Genomic DNA, 16,724 nt, shown 5'->3' with positions numbered 1-16,724 from the left:
CCCGCGCACCCGGTAGATGATGACTGTGAACGGACGCCCCCAGGCTCCACTGATGACCAACACCCAGGCTGATCGGGTGAAGGAGGTGGCACGCCTGGCCGGGCGTCCGTCGCGTTTAAGGCGGCGTGAGTTCCTGGCTGAGGGACCCCAGGCCGTACGTGAGGCACTACGCCTGCACCTCGAGAAGCACGACGACGGTGCGGGCGGCGGTGTCGTCGTCGATGTGTACGCGACGGCCGAGGCGCTCGAGCGCCATGAGGACATCGCCGACCTCCTCGCGTCCGGTGGTGCCCCGATCGTCCGTATGGTGACGGCCGAGGTGCTGGCCGCCATGTCCTCCACCGTCACGCCCCAGGGGTTCATCGCGGTCTGCCGATTCGTCGACAGCCCGCTTGACGACGTCCTCGCTTCCGGTCCACGGCTCGTGGCCGTGCTGGTCGAGGTGCGCGATCCGGGCAATGCCGGCACCATCATCCGCGCAGCCGATTCCGCCGGTGCCGACGCGGTCATCCTGACCGGTTCCAGCGTCGATCCGTACAACCCGAAGACCGTCCGTTCCACGGTGGGTTCACTGTTCCACCTGCCCATCGTCATCGGCGTGGAGCTCGAGGGGCTCACCGAACGCCTGCGGTCCGCCGGGATGACGGTGCTCGCCGCGGACGGCCACGGCACCATCAGCCTCGACGACCTGCAGGATGCCAGCGCCGCGCGAAGGTTCGGGACAGGAGAACCGGGCCAGGACACCGGCGGCGGGGACTTTCCGTCGTCGGACGCGCTGCCGGCACGGGGATCAGGTCTTGAGGCCCGTGGGGCGGCAGAACACGTCCGCTCCGTGCGTCTCGAGGATCCGGGAGCCTGGCTCTTCGGTAACGAGGCACAGGGACTCGCCGCCGAGGTGACCGAGGCCGCAGACGCCCGTGTCGCCGTCCCGATCTACGGCAGCGCCGAGTCCCTCAATGTAGGAACGGCCGCAACGGTCTGCCTGTACGCCTCAGCGCGCGCGCAGCGTCTGGTCTGAGGCGACCGACGTCGTCTGCGGGGCATCAGGTGCCTCCGACGACGTTGCCGACGCATCGCTGCGGTCCATGCGTCCGCTGATCACGGCGACGCCGAGTCCGAGGACAGCGAGGCCGGCGCCGACCAGCGCCGGCGAGGTGAAGCCCCAGCCCGCGGTGATGACGGCACCTCCCACCGCTGCGCCCAGTGCATTGGCGGTATTGAGGGCCGAGTGGTTCATCGAGGAGGCGAGTGACGGCGCGCCGGGCGACACGTCCAGGAGTCGGGCCTGAAGGGGCGGGATGAGTGTCGATCCGCTGGCTCCCACCAGGAAGACGAAGAGGCAGGCCGACCACGGTGTCGATGCTGCAAGGGGGAACAGGAGCAGGACCACCGTAATGGCCGCCATGACCCCGTAGATGCTCCCCATGATAGAGCGGTCGGCGAGTCGTCCACCGAGGATGTTACCGACGACCATCCCCACGCCGTACAGGGCGACGACGAGGGGCAGCAGCGATACATCCAGTCCCGCCACCTCGGTCATGATCGGCGAGATGTACGAGTACACGGCGAAGAAGCCGCCGAAACCGACGATGCCGATGAGCAGGGTCATCCACAGTTGGGGCCGGCGCAATGCCCCCAGTTCCGTGCGGATGCTGGCGCCCGGCCGTACCGGGACTGCCGGTACGAAGGCGCGGATGAGCACGAGGGTCCCGATGCCGATCACTCCCACGAGCAGGAACATGGAGCGCCAGCCGAACTGCTGGCCGAGCCAGGTCGCGAAGGGCACTCCCACCACGTTCGCGATGCTGAGGCCGAGCATCACCATCGAGATGGCGCGTCCGCGTCTGGCCGGATCGGCCAGCGTCGCGGCGAGAACGGCAGCGACGCCGAAATACGCGCCGTGGGGGAGTCCGGACAGGAAGCGCGAGGCCAGCATCCAGCCGAAGCCGGAAGCGAAGAAGGACGAGATGTTTGCCAGGGTGATGACCATCATGAGGGCCAGTGCCACGGTCCGTTGGGGCTTCTTCGCGCCAATGGTGGCGAGGATCGGAGCGCCGATGACCACGCCGAGAGCGTAGGCCGAGATGACGTGGCCCCCCTGCGCGTAGTCGATGCCCAGGTCGGCACGCATCTCCTCCAGCAGTCCCATGATGGTGAACTCGGTGGTTCCGATGGCGAAGCCGCCGACCGCCAGGGCACCGATGGCGAGGGTAAGGCGACGGCCGGACAGGCGCTGGGACGGAGGTGTCGGGTGAGCGGAGGCAGTCATGGGTGTCCTAGCGGCAAAAGTAGTCGAAGAATAGGGTTCGGCCGCTGTGCCGGCCGAAGCGGGCATGCATGTTCGGTCGGGGCGACGCGGACGCCGTCGTCATCATCAAGCCTAGGTGATGACCGGGACGATAGCGGGAATGTCCTTCGCAGCACGAGGACGGGGTCCCGGGTTGCGTCAAGGCCCGATCCGCTTGCGCCAACGCTGGAATTCGGGTCGTCCGGCTGATGGAATTTAACGATGGGCTGGACACCGCATTCATATGAAGTGCCGCAGACGGAGCACCTACGCGAGGACATCAACCTCCCTGAGGAGCCTGGAACCGAAAGCGCGGCCGAGTTCTTCGAAGACGCCTTCACCTCGACGGAGCTGAACGCCGGACAGCAGGTTCCCGGTCTGAGTCCGCACGGGGAGTACCGGCGCCAAGACAATCCGGAGCATCAGACGAAGCCTGCGGGCGGCGCACTCGCCTCCCCGGAAGAAAGCTGACCCTGCGGACCTCGCTACACTCGGCTCGTGACCTCTGCAGCCCTCCACCAGCCCCTCCAGATCGTCGGAGCGGCCGTCGTCGACTCCCTCGAGCAGCCCACCAGGCTCCTTGTCGCACGGCGTACGTCACCGCCCCAGTTCGCAGGCATGTGGGAGTTCCCGGGCGGCAAGGTGGAGACGGGCGAGACCTGCGAGGCTGCCCTGCACCGCGAACTAAACGAGGAGCTGGGCATTCACGTCCGGCTGGGTGCGGAGATCCCCGGCCCGGCGGACCAGGGTTGGCCCCTCAACGGGAAGGCCGCGATGCGCGTCTGGTTCGTCGAGGTGACCGCCGGCGAGCCCGAGGCGCTGCAGGACCACGATGAGTTGCGCTGGGTGCCCCTCGACGCCGGGACCGAGGTCGAGGACCTTCCCTGGATTCCCGCGGACAAGCCGATCCTCGTTGCCCTGCGGTCCGCACTCGGCGAGGTCCCGTCCTCATTCGGCAAGGTCCCGTCCGCATTCGGCGAGGGCCCGTCCGCCTGATCGCGGAGCGGTGCGCGCCGTCGCCCAGGATCGGTCCGGGGATGGACAGTTGACGGGTGACCCGCCTAGAACAGGGACGGCTGGACCGCTCGAGCGGAGTCTGCCGCTGACGGGGTGGGCCTCGGGCCGGACGCGCTGCTGCCGCCGGAATCGGCTGGTCCGGCAGCCGAGAGATTGCGGAAGAAACCAGCACCCGCCATGAGCCCGTGCTTTGCACGGAACACCCTGATCCTGCCCGAGAGCCAGTCCCGGTACTCCTTCGAGGCATAGCTGCCGCCCCTGTAGAGCGATTCGTAGCGCGGCACGAGGTGTGGATGCTGGGCTGCGAGCCACTGCATGAACCATTCACGGGATCCGGGCCGCAGGTGCAGAGGGCCCGCCGTCACGCCCGTCGCACCAGCGGACGCGAGCGCACCGAAGAGCTGATCGAGCGATTCGTCGCCGTCCGTGAGCCACGGGAGGATCGGCATGGCCATGACGCCGCAGGGCAGTCCCGCCTCCCTGAGCCTCGAGACGAGAGCCAACCGTGCCTTCGGAGCAGGCGTGCCCGGTTCGATTGAATCCGCGAGGACGGGATCCAGGAGTGCGAGCGAGATGCCCATGCCGACGTTGACCGACTCCGATGCTGCCTTCAGCAGCGGGATGTCCCGGGCCAGCAGGGTGCCCTTCGTCAGGATGGAGAAGGGTGTACCCGAATCGGCCAGCGCAGAGATGATGCCCGGCATCAGGCTGTAGCGACCCTCGGCCCGCTGGTAGGGGTCGGTATTGGTTCCGAGCGCAACATGGTCGCGCTTCCAGGACGGCCGGGAGAGTTCCCGTACCAATACGTCAGCGGCATTGATCTTGACGACGAGCTGAGCGTCGAAATCGAGGCCCGTATCGAGGTTTAGGTAGCTGTGCGTCTTGCGCGCGAAGCAGTAGACACAGGCATGGGAGCAACCGCGGAAGGGGTTGATGGTCCAGGAGAACGGCATGGATGAGGTGGGAGGCACCTTGTTGAGGACCGACTTCGCGGCAACCTCGTGGAAGGTGATGCCGGCGAATTCGGGAGTCCTGACGGTCCTTACCAGGCCTGCCAGGGGTACGAGGGCCGGTTCGGCGACGGAGGCGCCCTCGACGTCGTCGTCCGTGATCTTCTGGCCTTCCCACCGCATGCAGCAAGTAGAACACGTGTACTAATACTGTGTCACGTCGGCCCGTGTCCTAGGCTGGATGAATGATCCTGCTCACCGGTTTCGAACCCTTCGGGGGAGAATCGACCAACCCGTCCTGGCACGCCGCTCAGCGCGCGGCGGACCTGCTGCGGGAGCAGGGCCGGGAGGCTGCCGCCGTCGAGGTCCCCTGTGTCTTCGGGCGGACCGTCAAGGTACTGGAGGAGGCCATCGAGCGCTACCGGCCGGAGATCGTGCTGTGTGTCGGCCAGGCCGGAGGACGCGAGAACATCTCGATCGAGCGCATCGCCATCAATGTCGACGACGCACGCATCCCCGACAACGCCGGCCTGCAGCCGATCGACGAACCCGTGGCAGCGGACGGTCCGGCCGGGTACTTCTCAACGCTTCCCATCAAGGCTTGCCGGGAGGCGGTTGCCCACCTCGACATCCCGGTCGAGGTCTCGCAGACGGCGGGGACGTACGTGTGCAACCACATCTTCTACGGCCTCATGCACCACCTCTCGACCCGCACCGGCATCCGCGGTGGCTTCATCCATGTCCCGTACTCGACGGAACAGGGCGACGCGAACGGGAAGCCGGGGCTCGCCGTCGACTCGATGGCCGCGGCGCTCGTCGCGATCGCCACGACGACGGCACGGACGACGACGGACGCCCGGGTCACGGCGGGCGCGGAGCACTAGTCCGACGGTCAGGCGCGCACTGCGGTCAGGGTCGGCGATCGCCGAGGGTGATCCACTCCTGCGATGATCGGCGCCCAGGATCGACTCCCGCGAGGATTGACTCCTAGGATCGCTTCCTAGGATCGCCGCCGGCTCCTGGCAGCGAAGGTGGCCCGCACGACGTCCGCGACGGGACGAAGCGGTTGCTCCCGGTAGCCGCCGTCGGCCAGGCCGGCCCCGCGCTCGAAGAGATTGCGGGACGCAGGATCGCCCGTCCTCAGGAGCGAGTAGGCGGCCGCCAGGAGGTATGCAGGGAGGAACGGCAGCCCCAGGCACGCGGCGTACTGGCGGCAGTGGCGGGCCTCGTGCTCGAGCAGCCGATCGAAGCCCGCAGGTGCGCCCTGCGGCACGCGGCCCCTCAGCAGGACGACGCTTCCCACGGTGAAGGCCCGGGCTCTGGGGAGACGCCTCCGGTACCCCTCGGCCAGAAGGATGCCGTGCGGGCCGCGGAAGATACGGCAGCCGGAGAGGGCCGCCAGCGCGAGGCCGCACGGCGTCGACAGATTGATCCAGTTGAGGAACGGCACGAGCCTCCGGTTCATGCCGCCATCGTACTGGTGCCGCCGGCGGGAGGGCCGGGTGGCCGACGCACCAGCGCCGACCGCCCGGGTTGCGGTGCCGCCGAACCGGTCGCCTAGACTTGACCCGCCGGTGCGCCCACGCTGCGACCCGGCGTTTTCCTGTCCACGGCGTGGTCTGCCGAGCAGCCCACCCGCCGCACGTCCGAGAGTGCTAGGTAAGCAACGCCCATGTCCGAAACCCCAGAGCACGCCGGGCCCACCGGCCCCGATGCCCAGGTCCCCGATCCGCTGGACGCCTCGTCGGTCGCCGCCGCCGTCGACGCCGCGCTCGCCGACATCGCTGCCGCAGCCGACCTCGATGGGCTCAAGGCGGTCCGAATCACCCACTCCGGCGAGAAGTCGCCCCTGAGCCTTGCGAATCGGGGGATCGGAGCGCTGCCGAAGGAGCAGAAGTCCGCCGCGGGCAAGAACATCGGACCGGCGCGGGGACGCATCAACCAGGCGCTCGCAGCCCGGGTCGTCGAACTCGAGGCCGAGCGTGACGCCCGGATCCTCGTCGACGAGGCCGTCGACGTCACGGCCGCCCCACGCCGTCGCCGGACCGGCGCCCGCCACCCGCTGTCCACCCTGCAGGAGCGCGTCAGCGACGTCTTCGTCGGTATGGGCTGGGAGATCGCTGAGGGACCCGAGCTCGAGTCCGAGTGGTTCAACTTCGACGCCCTCAACTTCAAGCCGGACCACCCCGCCCGCGAGATGCAGGACACCTTCTTCGTCGAGCCTCCCGAGGCGCACCTCGTCCTGCGCACGCACACGTCGCCGGTACAGGTCCGCTCCATGCTGGAGCGGGAGCTGCCCATCTATGTCCTGTGCCCGGGCAAGGTTTTCCGCACGGACGAACTGGACGCCACGCACACGCCTGTGTTCCACCAGTTCGAGGGCCTGGCCATCGACAAGGGCCTCACCATGGCCGACCTCGTCGGAACGCTCGAGCATTTCACGCAGCAACTCTTCGGGGATGGAGCGAAGGTCCGCCTGCGCCCCAACTACTTCCCCTTCACGGAACCGAGCGCGGAGCTCGACATCTGGCATCCGGGTGCCAAGGGCGGGCCCCGCTGGATCGAGTGGGGTGGCTGCGGCATGGTGAACCCCAATGTCCTCCGTGCCACCGGCATAGACCCGGACGTCTACTCCGGGTTCGCCTTCGGCATGGGGATCGAGCGGGCACTCATGTTCCGCAACGAGGTCGGCGACATGCGGGACATGATCGAGGGCGATGTACGTTTCAGCGAACACTTCGGGATGGAGATCTAGGTGAGAATCCCCTTGTCCTGGCTGCGCGAATACGCAGCCGTACCTGCGGACGCAACAGCGGAAGACGTGATGGCCGAGCTCGTGAAAGTGGGCCTGGAGGAGGAGGACGTCCATCGTCCCACCGACGAGCTGACCGGGCCCATCGTCGTGGGCCAGGTGCTCAGCCTCGTGAAGGAACCCCAGTCCAACGGCAAGACCATCAACTGGTGCGAGGTCCGCGTCGTGCCCGAGGGCGCCGAGCAGACCCTGACCGGCGACGGCATCGACCCCTCGGGCCTGCAGGGGATCGTCTGCGGCGCGCACAACTTCGTCGAGGGCGACAAGGTCGTGGTGACGCTTCCCGGTGCAGTGCTGCCCGGCGACTTCCGTATCAGCCCCCGGAAGACCTACGGACACGTCTCCGCGGGCATGATCGCTTCCGTCCGGGAGCTCGGGATCGGCGACGACCACGACGGCATCCTCGTCCTGTCGACCCTGGGCCTCGACCCCGAGATCGGCACCGATGCCCTGGACCTCCTCGGGCTTTACGACGAGGCCGCGGAGATCAACGTCACGCCCGACCGGGGTTACTGCTTCTCCATCCGCGGAGTGGCTCGCGAGTATGCCCACGCGACCCGGACGACCTTCACGGATCCCGCTGCCGCCGTCGTCGTCCCGCCCGCCGCGGGCGGGGGCTATCCGGTGCGGCTCGAAGACTCCGCACCGGTCTACGGCAAGGCCGGCTGCGACCGCTTCGTGGCGCGAACAGTGCGCGGGGTCGATACCTCGCGCCCGACGCCGCCCTGGATGTCCGCCCGCCTGCGCCTCGCAGGCATCCGCTCCATCTCCCTCGTCGTGGACATCTCGAACTACGTGATGCTCGAACTCGGCCAGCCGCTCCACTTCTACGACCTGGACAGGCTCTCCGGCGACATCGTGGTCCGGCGCGCCCTGCCCGGCGAGAAGCTGCGGACACTCGATGACAAGGAGCGCACGCTCGACCCCGGTGACCTCCTGATCACCGACTCGTCGGGCCCGCTCGGCATCGCGGGCGTCATGGGCGGTGCCTCCACCGAGGTCTCCGACGGCACCAGCGCCGTGCTCATCGAGTCCGCACACTTCGACGACGTGAGCATTGGACGGTCGCGACGGCGGCACAGGCTGCCGTCGGAGGCGTCGAAGCGCTTCGAGCGCGGTGTCGACCGTCAGATCGCGGACATCGCGGCACAGCGCGCCGTCGAACTGCTCCTCGAACTCGCCGGAGGTACGGTCGACGACGCCGTCACCGACGTCGGGCAGGCGCCCGAAGCCCGGGTCATCGAGCTGGCCGCCGACTTCCCGGCACGCCTGATCGGCCGCGAGTTCACGGACGAGCAGATCACGGGAACGCTCACCGACCTCGGCGCGACGGTCGAGAAGACCGACGGCGGGTACCGCGTCACGGCGCCGAGCTGGCGCACGGACCTCGAGACCCGCGAGGACCTCACCGAGGAGATCATCCGCCTCGTCGGGTACGACACCATCCCCTCGACGCTCCCCGTGGCACCTCCCGGCCGCGGACTCACGCGCGTTCAGCAGCAACGGCGACGGCTCCTGAACGCCCTCGCCGCGGCAGGACTCACCGAGGTCCTGTCCTATCCCTTCGTCGGTGAGCAGGCCAACGCCGTCTTCGGCACGCCCCACGAGGGAGACGCTGCGCCCTCCGTCAAGCTCGCGAATCCGCTGAGCGCTGAGCTCGGCTATCTTCGCCGCTCGATCCTGCCCGGTCTCGTCGAGCTCGCCAAGCGGAACCACTCGCGGGGCTTCCGCGACCTGGCCCTCTTCGAATCGGGTGCCGTCTTCCTGCCGGGGACCTCGATGGGCACGGAGTCCATCCCACCGCTGGGCATCAAGCCCGACGACGCGGTCCTCGACGGGCTGTACTCGGGAATCCCCGACCAGCCGCAGACCATCGCGGCCCTGTTCACCGGACACGAGCTCGTGCCGTCGGCCGGCGTCACGCCCCGCGCCTGGGACTGGGCCGACGCCGTCGACGTCGTGCACCTCATGGCGCAGGTCACCGGTGTCGACGTCGTGGTGCGGAAGGGGAGCCACCAGGCCTTCCATCCGGGCCGTACGGCGGAGTTCTCACTGCGCAGCGGGGAGGTGCTGGGCTACGCGGGCGAACTCCACCCGAAGCTGATCGCCACGCAGGACCTACCGGTGCGCACCGTGGCCTTCGAGATCAACGCCGACCTCCTGTTCGAGGCCGCCGCGGACGTCATCGTGGCCCGACCCCTGTCCACATACCCCGCGGCAACCCAGGACGTGGCGCTCGTCGTCGACGCCGACGTGGTCGCGGGCGACGTGCTGGAGGCGCTGAACGAGGGGGCGGGTGAGCTCCTCGAGGACGTCAGCCTCTTCGACGTGTACACCGGACAGGGCATTCCCGAGGGCAGAAAGTCCCTGGCTTTCGCCCTGCGCTTCCGCGCCGCCGACCGCACCCTCACCGCGGAGGAGGCCAGCGCTGCACGTGACAGTGCCGTGATGGTCGCAGCCGAGCGGTTCGGAGCCGTACAGCGCTGACGTCGGGAGCAGTTCCTGACAGACAACGAGGGCCCGTCCACACCGGCGTGTGGGCGGGCCCTCGTCGTTCGGGGACGAAGACCTCAGGGGATCAGCAGCACCTTGCCGGTGGTCCGCCGTGCCTGCAGATCCTCGTGTGCCTGCGCCGCATCGGCGAGCGCATAGCGGGCGCCGATCCGCACATCGAGCTGGCCGGCAGCGACGGCACCGAAGAGTTCCTCCGACCGCCAGCGCCGCTCCTCGGCGGAGAGCAGGTAGTGCACGAGGGTGGGCCGCGTAACGAAGAGCGAGCCGCCGCTGTTCAGGCGCTGCAGATCGAGCGGCGGCACCGCACCGGATGCAGCCCCGTAGAGCACGAGCGTTCCCCGGATGCGGAGTGAGCGCAGGGACTCGTCGAAGGTCTCCTTGCCGACGCCGTCGAACACGACGTCGACGCCCGTGCCGTCCGTCAACGCCCTGACGGCATCAGCGAACCCGTCGTAGCGCAGCACCTCGTCGGCACCCGCGCCGCGAGCGAGGTCCTCCTTCTCGTCCGTGGACACCGTGGTGATGACGCGCGCCCCCTTGGCCTTCAGGAGCTGGATCAGCAGCAGGCCGACGCCGCCGGCGCCCGCATGCACGAGCACCGTATGCTCCGGCTGCACCGGGAACGTCGAGTTCGTCAGGTAGTGGGCGGTCATGCCCTGCAGGGGGAGGGCCGCCGCGGTCGCGAGGTCCACGCCGTCGGGCACGGGCAGTGCCCGGTCCGCATCGACGAGCGCGTACTCCGCGTAGGTGCCCTTGCCCTCGGCGAAGGCGACTCTGTCGCCCGCCTCGAAGCCGGTTACATCCGCACCGAGCGCCTCCACCGTCCCGGCTGCCTCGGCCCCGGGCGTGAAGGGGTGCTCGACGGCGTAGGCGCCGCTGCGCTGGTAGGTCTCGATGAAGTTGACGCCGGTGGCCGCGACCTTGACGAGCAGCTGGCCGGGTCCGGGTTCAGGACGGTCGCTGGCGGCGAGGGTGAGGACCTCGGGTCCGCCGGACTGCCGGACGACGATGGCTGATGGCATGATGCTGTTCCTTTCCGTGGCGTCCCCTCATGCTATTCCCGCTCCATCATCGACGGGACTGCATAACTATGTGGTGGCCTGCATACTTTGTTGTATCGTTGAGCCATGACGTTCACTGCAGCGGTATCCGGCGCCAGTGGTTACGCCGGAGGAGAACTCCTGCGCCTCCTCGCGAACCACTCCGACATCGAGATCGGTGCCATCACGGCGCACAGCAATGCCGGATCGACTCTCGGTGAACTGCAGCAGCACCTCCACTCCCTGGCGGACCGCGTGCTGCAGGAGACCACGCCGGAGGTGCTCGCGGGACACGACGTCGTCTTCCTCGCGCTCCCGCACGGCGCCAGTGCGGAGATCGCCGCCCAGCTGTCCGCGGAGACCCTCGTGATCGACGCCGGTGCCGATCACCGCCTCCAGGACCCCGCCGCCTGGGAAAAGTTCTACGGCTCGCCGCACGCCGGCACCTGGCCCTACGGCCTGCCGGAACTACCCGGGCACCGCGCGGACCTGGTGGGCGCGCGGCGCATCGCCGTCCCCGGCTGCTACCCGACGAGCGTGCTCCTCGCCCTCACCCCCGGTTTCGCCGCAGGACTCCTCGAGCCCGACGACGTCGTCATCATCTCGGCGTCCGGAACCTCCGGAGCCGGGAAGGCGGCCAAACCGAACCTCATCGGCTCCGAGGTCATGGGCGGGATGAGCCCCTACGGGGTCGGGGGAGGGCACCGCCACACACCGGAGATGGAGCAGGGCCTCAGCCTCGCTGCCGGTGAGCGCGTCTCGCTGTCCTTCACACCGACCCTCGCGCCCATGGCACGGGGCATCCTGACGACGGCGACGGCGAAGGTCCGTCGCGGCGTCGGCTATGCGCAGCTCCGGGAAGCCTGGGAGCGGGCCTACGCGGACGAGCCGTTCGTGCGCGTGCTGCCGGAGGGTCAGTGGCCCGCCACGAAGTCCGTCCTCGGCTCGAACCACGCGAACCTCCAGCTCGCGTTCGACGAGCACGCGGGCCGCGTGATCGTCAGCAGCGTCATCGACAACCTCACCAAGGGGACCGCCGGCGGAGCCGTGCAGTCCATGAACATCGCCCTCGGCCTCGACGAGACCGCCGGCCTGACCATTCAGGGGATCGCACCGTGAGCATCACCTACCCGGGCGGCTTCCGCGCCGCCGGCGTCGCCGCAGGACTGAAGAGCACCGGAAAGCCCGACGTCGCCCTCGTCACCAACGATGGGCCGCTGCACAACGCCGCTGCCGTCTTCACCTCCAACCGGGTCGCCGCCGCTCCCGTCCTCTGGTCGCGCCAGGTCGTCTCCGACGGCCGCGTCGACGCCGTCGTGCTCAATTCCGGCGGAGCCAACGCGTGCACCGGGCACGAGGGATTCCAGAACACGCACCATACGGCAGAGGCCACAGCCGATCTGCTCGGCGTCTCGGCCACCGATGTACTCGTCTGCTCCACGGGCCTGATCGGCGAGCAGCTGCCGATGGAGAGGCTGCTGGCCGGCGTGGCGGACGCGGCCGGTTCCCTGGGCAGGGGCGGCGGCCCCACGGCCGCCGAGGCCATCATGACCACGGACACCGTGGCGAAGGAGGCGCGGTATCCGGCAACGGCCGACTCCGCGAGTGAGGGCTACTCGATCGGCGGGATGGCCAAGGGAGCCGGCATGCTCGCCCCCGGACTCGCCACGATGCTCGTGGTCTTGACGACCGATGCCGCACTGGATGCCGCAGCGCTCGATGCTGCGCTCAGGGAAGCCACGCGCGTCAGTTTCGACCGCACGGACGCGGACGGCTGCATGTCGACGAATGACACCGTGGTACTGCTCGCCTCGGGCGCGGCCGGCATCGCGCCCGACCAGGCGCAGTTCACAGCGGCCCTGACGGAGGTGTGCCTCGATCTCGCCGCGCAGCTCATCCACGACGCCGAGGGTGCGAGCCACACGATTGCCGTCACCACGCTCAATGCAGCCTCCGAGCGTGACGCCGAGGTGGTCAGCCGCGCCGTCGCCCGTTCCAACCTGTTCAAGACCGCGATCTTCGGGAACGACCCGAACTGGGGCCGCGTCCTCGCCGCCGTCGGCACCACGGACGCCGTGTTCGAGCCCGACCGGCTGAACGTGTCCATGAACGGCGTGCAGATCTGCCGCAACGGAGGCATCGGCGAGTCCCGGGACCTCGTGGACCTCACCGGCCACGACGTCACGGTCGAGATCGACCTCGCCGCGGGGACTGACGCTGCAACGATCTGGACCAATGACCTGACGCACGAGTACGTGCACGAGAACTCCGCGTACTCGAGCTGATGGGAGGAACCATGACCGACTCGACGACGGGCACGGCGACCGACGTGACAGGCCCGTCCGCCTCCACCCTCCGCGCCCAGGACAAGGCCGCCACCCTGATGGAGGCGCTGCCGTGGATCCAGCGGTTCGCGGGCACCACGATGGTCATCAAGTACGGCGGCAACGCCATGGTCAATGACGACATGCGCCGGGCGTTCGCCGAGGACATCGTCTTCCTGCACCATGTGGGCATCCGTCCGGTCGTCGTGCACGGTGGAGGACCGCAGATCAACGCGATGCTGGGACGCCTCGGGATCGAGTCCGAGTTCAAGGGCGGCCTGCGCGTGACGACACCCGAGGCCATGGACGTGGTCCGCATGGTCCTCACCGGCCAGGTCGGCCGCGAACTCGTCGGCCTGATCAACTCCCACGGCCCCTACGCCGTCGGTCTCTCGGGCGAAGACGGGGGGCTGCTCCGCGCGGTCCGTACCGGCACCGTCGTCGACGGCGAGCCCGTCGATCTCGGCCTCGTCGGCGAGGTCACGGCCGTCCACCCGGGAGCGATCCTCGATATCCTGCAGGCCGGCCGGATCCCGGTCATCTCCACCGTGGCGCCCGAGTACGACGCGGACGGCGAGGCGACCCAGCAGGTCCTCAATGTCAACGCGGACTCCGCGGCGGCGGCCCTCGCCGCGGCCCTGGGGGCCTCCAAACTCGTGATCCTCACCGACGTCGAGGGCCTCTACGCCGCCTGGCCCGACCGCAGCTCGCTCATCTCGTCCCTCTCGGCGAGCCAGCTCCGCGAGCTCCTGCCGAGCCTGCAGTCGGGCATGATCCCCAAGATGACCGCATGCCTCCAGGCCGTCGACGCTGGGGTCGAGCGCGCGCACATCGTCGACGGGCGCCTCGCCCACTCGATGCTGCTGGAGACCTTCACCACCGCGGGGATCGGGACGCAGGTCGTGCCCGACGAGCCGCAGGACAATCCAGCCGATACCCCGGCAGACGCAGGAGCGCAGCCATGACCGGAACCACGACGGCCTCCTCGGGCCGGCACGCAGCGCAGCACCCGGCCGGGGATACCGTCGAGGTCCTGACGGGCGGCAACACCGGTGCCGAATGGCTCTCGCGCTACAGCGACGCCCTGATGGGAGTGTTCGGGACACCGCAACGCGTCCTGGTCCGGGGCTCGGGGTGCAACGTCTGGGACGCGGACGGCAAGCAGTACCTCGATCTCCTCGGCGGGATCGCCGTGAACGCGCTCGGGCACGCCCACCCGTTCGTCACCTCGGTCATCTCCAGCCAGCTTGCAACCCTCGGGCACATCTCGAACTTCTTCACGAGTCCCACGCAGGTGGCACTCGCCGAGAGGTTGCTGGAGTTGTCCCGAGCGCCCGGCGGGTCGCGGGTCTTCTTCACCAATTCCGGGGCTGAGGCCCTCGAGGGCGCCTTCAAGCTTGCCCGCCGCAACAGTACGCCGGAGCGGCACCGCATCATCGCGCTCGACGGTGCGTTCCACGGCCGCACCATGGGAGCCCTCGCGCTCACCTCGAAGAAGGCCTACCGGGAGCCCTTCGAGCCGCTGCCCGGCGGCGTCGAGCACCTGCCCTTCGACGACATCGACGCCCTGACGGCAGCGATGGACGACACCGTGGCCGCACTGGTCCTCGAACCGATCCAGGGCGAGGCCGGCGTTCGCCCGCTGTCGCCCGAATACCTCCGCGCGGCGCGGGCGCTGACCCGCGAGCACGGAGCCCTGCTGATCCTCGACGAGGTCCAGACGGGCGTCGCGAGGACGGGTCGCTGGTTCGCGCACCAGTGGGTGGACGGCGTGGTGCCGGATGCCATGACGCTCGCCAAGGGCCTGGGCGGAGGCTTCCCCATCGGTGCCCTCGTGACATTCGGAGAGCGGGTCTCGACGCTCATCAGCGCAGGCCAGCACGGCACGACCTTCGGCGGCAATCCGGTGGCGACGGCGGCCGGCCTGGCGACGCTGCACGTCCTGGGGGCGTCGGGCGCCCTGCGGCACGCAACCGACGTCGGAGCCTACCTCCGGCGGGGGCTGGCGGACGTCGACGGTGTCGTGGCGGTACGGGGCGAGGGCCTGCTGATCGGCTTCGACCTCGACGGCGACCACGCTCCGGCAGCGGTCCAGGCCGCCCTCGCCGAGGGCTTCATCATCAACGCGACAGGCCCCGCCACCATCCGCCTCGCTCCGCCCCTGATCCTCAGCGAGGAGCAGGCCGCGACCTTCATCGATGCCCTGCCCGCGATCCTCACGACTGCCCGCACCAGCGCCACGGAGGCAACAGCATGACGCGCCACTTCCTCGTCGACACCGACCTCTCACCCGCGGAGCAGGCCGAGGTCCTCGACCTCGCCGCGGAACTGAAGGCGAATCCCTATGCGCACGCGCCGTTCGCCGGCGACGGTGCGGGGCGCAGGACCGTCGCGGTCATCTTCGACAAGACGTCCACGCGCACCCGCGTGTCCTTCGCCGCCGGCATCGCCGACCTCGGCGGGGTACCGCTGATCATCGGTGCGGGTGATTCGCAGCTCGGGCACAAGGAGTCCATCACGGACACCGCGAAGGTGCTCGAGCGCATGGTCGCGACGATCGTCTGGCGAACCTATGCACAGGCCGGCCTCGAGGAGATGGCCGCGGCGTCGAAGGTCCCCGTTATCAACGCCCTCTCCGACGACTACCACCCGTGTCAGTTGCTCGCGGACCTGCTCACCATCCGCGAGCACAAGGGGACGCTCGCGGGCCTCACGATGACCTATCTGGGGGACAGCGCCAACAACATGGCCAACTCCTATCTCCTGGCAGGGGTCACCGCCGGGATGCACGTCCGGGTCGCCGGCCCCGAGGGCTACCTACCCGATGCCGCCGTCGTCGCCGCCGCGGTGGAGCGCGCCGCCGGGACCGGGGGATCAGTCCTCGTGACCACCGACCCCGCCGTCGCGCTCGCCGGCGCCGACGTCGTCGCCACCGACACCTGGGTGTCGATGGGCCAGGAGAACGAGAAAGCCGCGCGCCAGGACCTGTTCCGCGCGTACGCCGTCGACGAGGCGGCGATGGCCCAGGCCGCGCCGGACGCCGTCGTGCTGCACTGTCTCCCGGCGTACCGCGGATACGAGATCGCGGCGGGCGTCATCGACGGCCCGCAGTCGGTGGTCTGGGACGAGGCGGAGAACCGGCTGCACGCGCAGAAGGCACTGATGACCTGGCTGGTCGCCCGGTCGGAGGAACCGTCATGACCGTGCAGCGGGACTCCATCCGCCCCGTCACGAAGACCGCGCGTCACGCCCGGATCGCGGACCTCCTGACGGCGCAGTCCGTCCGTTCGCAGGCGGAACTGGCGACCCTCCTCGCGGCCGAGGGCGTCCAGGTGAACCAGGGCACGCTGTCGCGGGACCTGGTGGAGCTCGGCGTCGTCCGGGTGCGCGGAGCCGACGGCGCGCTCATCTACGCGGTGCCGGTGGAGGGCGGGGGACGCCACGTCCAGAGCGGTGTCTCCCAGGAGATCCTCGACGCGCGGCTCGCGAAGCTGTGCAACGAACTGCTCGTCACCGCGGAATCCTCGGGGAACATCGTGATCCTCCGGACACCGCCCGGAGCGGCGAACTTCCTGGCGCTCGCGATCGACCACTCCGTGATCCCGTCCATCCTCGGAACCATCGCGGGCGACGACACCGTTCTGCTCGTGAGCCGGGAGCCCGACGGCGGTGCGGCCGTCGCGGAGCGCTTCCTCAGCCTCGCGCAGGAACCGCAGGGGTCCCCCGAGCCGGCCTGAGCACCACGCCGCTAGGCTGGCAGGAGAGACTGTGCCGCGGCAA

The 16,724-nt window shown here is 69.3% G+C and carries 16 protein-coding genes; 12 read left to right on the top strand and 4 right to left on the bottom strand.

Translation table 11 applies throughout. From position 1 onward, the window contains the following. Window positions 1-19: 19 nt before the first annotated feature. On the top strand, window positions 20-1,018 hold the full coding sequence (locus D6T63_RS05820) for a TrmH family RNA methyltransferase (RefSeq protein ID WP_120148088.1): 999 nt from the start codon (window positions 20-22) through the stop codon (window positions 1,016-1,018). Here D6T63_RS05820 and D6T63_RS05815 read toward each other — a convergent pair. Further along, window positions 992-2,269 carry an MFS transporter gene (locus tag D6T63_RS05815; RefSeq protein WP_120148087.1) on the bottom strand — a complete coding sequence of 426 codons (1,278 nt, stop codon included), beginning with the start codon at window positions 2,267-2,269 and terminating at the stop codon, window positions 992-994. The two genes, D6T63_RS05820 and D6T63_RS05815, sit on opposite strands and share 27 nt — an antisense overlap. A 240-nt stretch (window positions 2,270-2,509) precedes the next feature. Between D6T63_RS05815 and D6T63_RS05810 the strand changes: the two genes are divergently transcribed. Both D6T63_RS05810 and D6T63_RS05805 read left to right on the top strand, forming a co-directional pair. Then, window positions 2,510-2,758: a hypothetical protein gene (locus D6T63_RS05810; protein ID WP_120148086.1), complete on the top strand. Its 249-nt coding sequence runs from the start codon at window positions 2,510-2,512 to the stop codon at window positions 2,756-2,758. A gap of 27 nt (window positions 2,759-2,785) precedes the next feature. Next, the gene (locus D6T63_RS05805; protein WP_182976892.1) at window positions 2,786-3,283 is read left to right on the top strand and encodes a (deoxy)nucleoside triphosphate pyrophosphohydrolase; all 498 of its coding nucleotides are present in this window, start codon (window positions 2,786-2,788) and stop codon (window positions 3,281-3,283) included. Between the two features lie 65 nt (window positions 3,284-3,348). On the opposite strand, the gene D6T63_RS05800 is transcribed toward D6T63_RS05805, so the two are convergent. Next, a complete protein-coding gene (locus D6T63_RS05800; protein WP_120148085.1) occupies window positions 3,349-4,437 on the bottom strand; it encodes an Rv2578c family radical SAM protein in 1,089 nt (362 codons plus the stop codon). A 62-nt stretch (window positions 4,438-4,499) separates the two neighbouring features. Here D6T63_RS05800 and pcp point away from each other — a divergent pair, with 62 nt between their 5' ends. Then, complete coding sequence (pcp, locus tag D6T63_RS05795; RefSeq protein ID WP_120148084.1) at window positions 4,500-5,138, top strand: pyroglutamyl-peptidase I; 639 nt, start codon at window positions 4,500-4,502, stop codon at window positions 5,136-5,138. A 116-nt stretch (window positions 5,139-5,254) separates the two neighbouring features. Here pcp and D6T63_RS05790 read toward each other — a convergent pair whose 3' ends face one another. Then, window positions 5,255-5,719 carry an eCIS core domain-containing protein gene (locus D6T63_RS05790; RefSeq protein WP_120148083.1) on the bottom strand — a complete coding sequence of 155 codons (465 nt, stop codon included), beginning with the start codon at window positions 5,717-5,719 and terminating at the stop codon, window positions 5,255-5,257. Between the two features lie 207 nt (window positions 5,720-5,926). Between D6T63_RS05790 and pheS the strand changes: the two genes are divergently transcribed. Continuing rightward, window positions 5,927-7,009, top strand: coding sequence for a phenylalanine--tRNA ligase subunit alpha (gene pheS, locus D6T63_RS05785; protein ID WP_120148082.1), 1,083 nt, complete (start codon window positions 5,927-5,929; stop codon window positions 7,007-7,009). Continuing rightward, on the top strand, window positions 7,010-9,553 hold the full coding sequence (gene pheT / locus D6T63_RS05780) for a phenylalanine--tRNA ligase subunit beta (RefSeq protein WP_120148081.1): 2,544 nt from the start codon (window positions 7,010-7,012) through the stop codon (window positions 9,551-9,553). A gap of 83 nt (window positions 9,554-9,636) precedes the next feature. On the opposite strand, the gene D6T63_RS05775 is transcribed toward pheT, so the two are convergent. Continuing rightward, window positions 9,637-10,602 (bottom strand): quinone oxidoreductase family protein, encoded by a 966-nt coding sequence (locus tag D6T63_RS05775; protein ID WP_120148080.1) that lies wholly within the window; start codon window positions 10,600-10,602, stop codon window positions 9,637-9,639. A 105-nt stretch (window positions 10,603-10,707) separates the two neighbouring features. Here D6T63_RS05775 and argC point away from each other — a divergent pair, with 105 nt between their 5' ends. From argC to D6T63_RS05745, 6 genes are read left to right on the top strand one after another with little or no spacing between them, the layout of a single operon-like run. Further along, window positions 10,708-11,739: an N-acetyl-gamma-glutamyl-phosphate reductase gene (gene argC, locus D6T63_RS05770; RefSeq protein WP_120148079.1), complete on the top strand. Its 1,032-nt coding sequence runs from the start codon at window positions 10,708-10,710 to the stop codon at window positions 11,737-11,739. Continuing rightward, window positions 11,736-12,905 (top strand): bifunctional glutamate N-acetyltransferase/amino-acid acetyltransferase ArgJ, encoded by a 1,170-nt coding sequence (gene argJ, locus D6T63_RS05765; protein ID WP_120148078.1) that lies wholly within the window; start codon window positions 11,736-11,738, stop codon window positions 12,903-12,905. The genes argC and argJ overlap by 4 nt, the downstream gene beginning before the upstream one ends. A gap of 11 nt (window positions 12,906-12,916) precedes the next feature. Further along, the gene (gene argB, locus D6T63_RS05760; RefSeq protein WP_120148077.1) at window positions 12,917-13,909 is read left to right on the top strand and encodes an acetylglutamate kinase; all 993 of its coding nucleotides are present in this window, start codon (window positions 12,917-12,919) and stop codon (window positions 13,907-13,909) included. Beyond that, the gene (locus D6T63_RS05755; RefSeq protein ID WP_120148076.1) at window positions 13,906-15,201 is read left to right on the top strand and encodes an acetylornithine transaminase; all 1,296 of its coding nucleotides are present in this window, start codon (window positions 13,906-13,908) and stop codon (window positions 15,199-15,201) included. The genes argB and D6T63_RS05755 overlap by 4 nt, the downstream gene beginning before the upstream one ends. Then, a complete protein-coding gene (gene argF / locus D6T63_RS05750; RefSeq protein WP_120148075.1) occupies window positions 15,198-16,145 on the top strand; it encodes an ornithine carbamoyltransferase in 948 nt (315 codons plus the stop codon). The genes D6T63_RS05755 and argF overlap by 4 nt, the downstream gene beginning before the upstream one ends. Beyond that, window positions 16,142-16,681 (top strand): arginine repressor, encoded by a 540-nt coding sequence (locus D6T63_RS05745; protein WP_120148074.1) that lies wholly within the window; start codon window positions 16,142-16,144, stop codon window positions 16,679-16,681. The genes argF and D6T63_RS05745 overlap by 4 nt, the downstream gene beginning before the upstream one ends. The last annotated feature ends 43 nt before the right edge of the window (window positions 16,682-16,724 follow it).

This window comes from Arthrobacter cheniae, assembly GCF_003602275.1.
GTDB classification, from domain to species: domain Bacteria; phylum Actinomycetota; class Actinomycetes; order Actinomycetales; family Micrococcaceae; genus Arthrobacter_D; species Arthrobacter_D cheniae.
This window is presented reverse-complemented; position numbering and strand designations above follow the sequence as displayed.

Bases quoted from the DNA above. Each gene is read 5' to 3' on its own strand.
- pcp (WP_120148084.1), top strand. From the start codon at position 4,500: ATGATCCTGCTCACCGGTTTCGAACCCTTCGGGGGAGAATCGACCAAC.
- argB (WP_120148077.1), top strand. From the start codon at position 12,917: ATGACCGACTCGACGACGGGCACGGCGACCGACGTGACAGGCCCGTCC.
- D6T63_RS05745 (WP_120148074.1), top strand. From the start codon at position 16,142: ATGACCGTGCAGCGGGACTCCATCCGCCCCGTCACGAAGACCGCGCGT.
- D6T63_RS05810 (WP_120148086.1), top strand. From the start codon at position 2,510: ATGGGCTGGACACCGCATTCATATGAAGTGCCGCAGACGGAGCACCTA.
- D6T63_RS05800 (WP_120148085.1), bottom strand. From the start codon at position 4,437: ATGCGGTGGGAAGGCCAGAAGATCACGGACGACGACGTCGAGGGCGCC.
- D6T63_RS05775 (WP_120148080.1), bottom strand. From the start codon at position 10,602: ATGCCATCAGCCATCGTCGTCCGGCAGTCCGGCGGACCCGAGGTCCTC.
- D6T63_RS05755 (WP_120148076.1), top strand. From the start codon at position 13,906: ATGACCGGAACCACGACGGCCTCCTCGGGCCGGCACGCAGCGCAGCAC.
- D6T63_RS05815 (WP_120148087.1), bottom strand. From the start codon at position 2,269: ATGACTGCCTCCGCTCACCCGACACCTCCGTCCCAGCGCCTGTCCGGC.
- D6T63_RS05820 (WP_120148088.1), top strand. From the start codon at position 20: ATGACTGTGAACGGACGCCCCCAGGCTCCACTGATGACCAACACCCAG.
- D6T63_RS05790 (WP_120148083.1), bottom strand. From the start codon at position 5,719: ATGAACCGGAGGCTCGTGCCGTTCCTCAACTGGATCAATCTGTCGACG.
- argF (WP_120148075.1), top strand. From the start codon at position 15,198: ATGACGCGCCACTTCCTCGTCGACACCGACCTCTCACCCGCGGAGCAG.
- pheS (WP_120148082.1), top strand. From the start codon at position 5,927: ATGTCCGAAACCCCAGAGCACGCCGGGCCCACCGGCCCCGATGCCCAG.
- argC (WP_120148079.1), top strand. From the start codon at position 10,708: ATGACGTTCACTGCAGCGGTATCCGGCGCCAGTGGTTACGCCGGAGGA.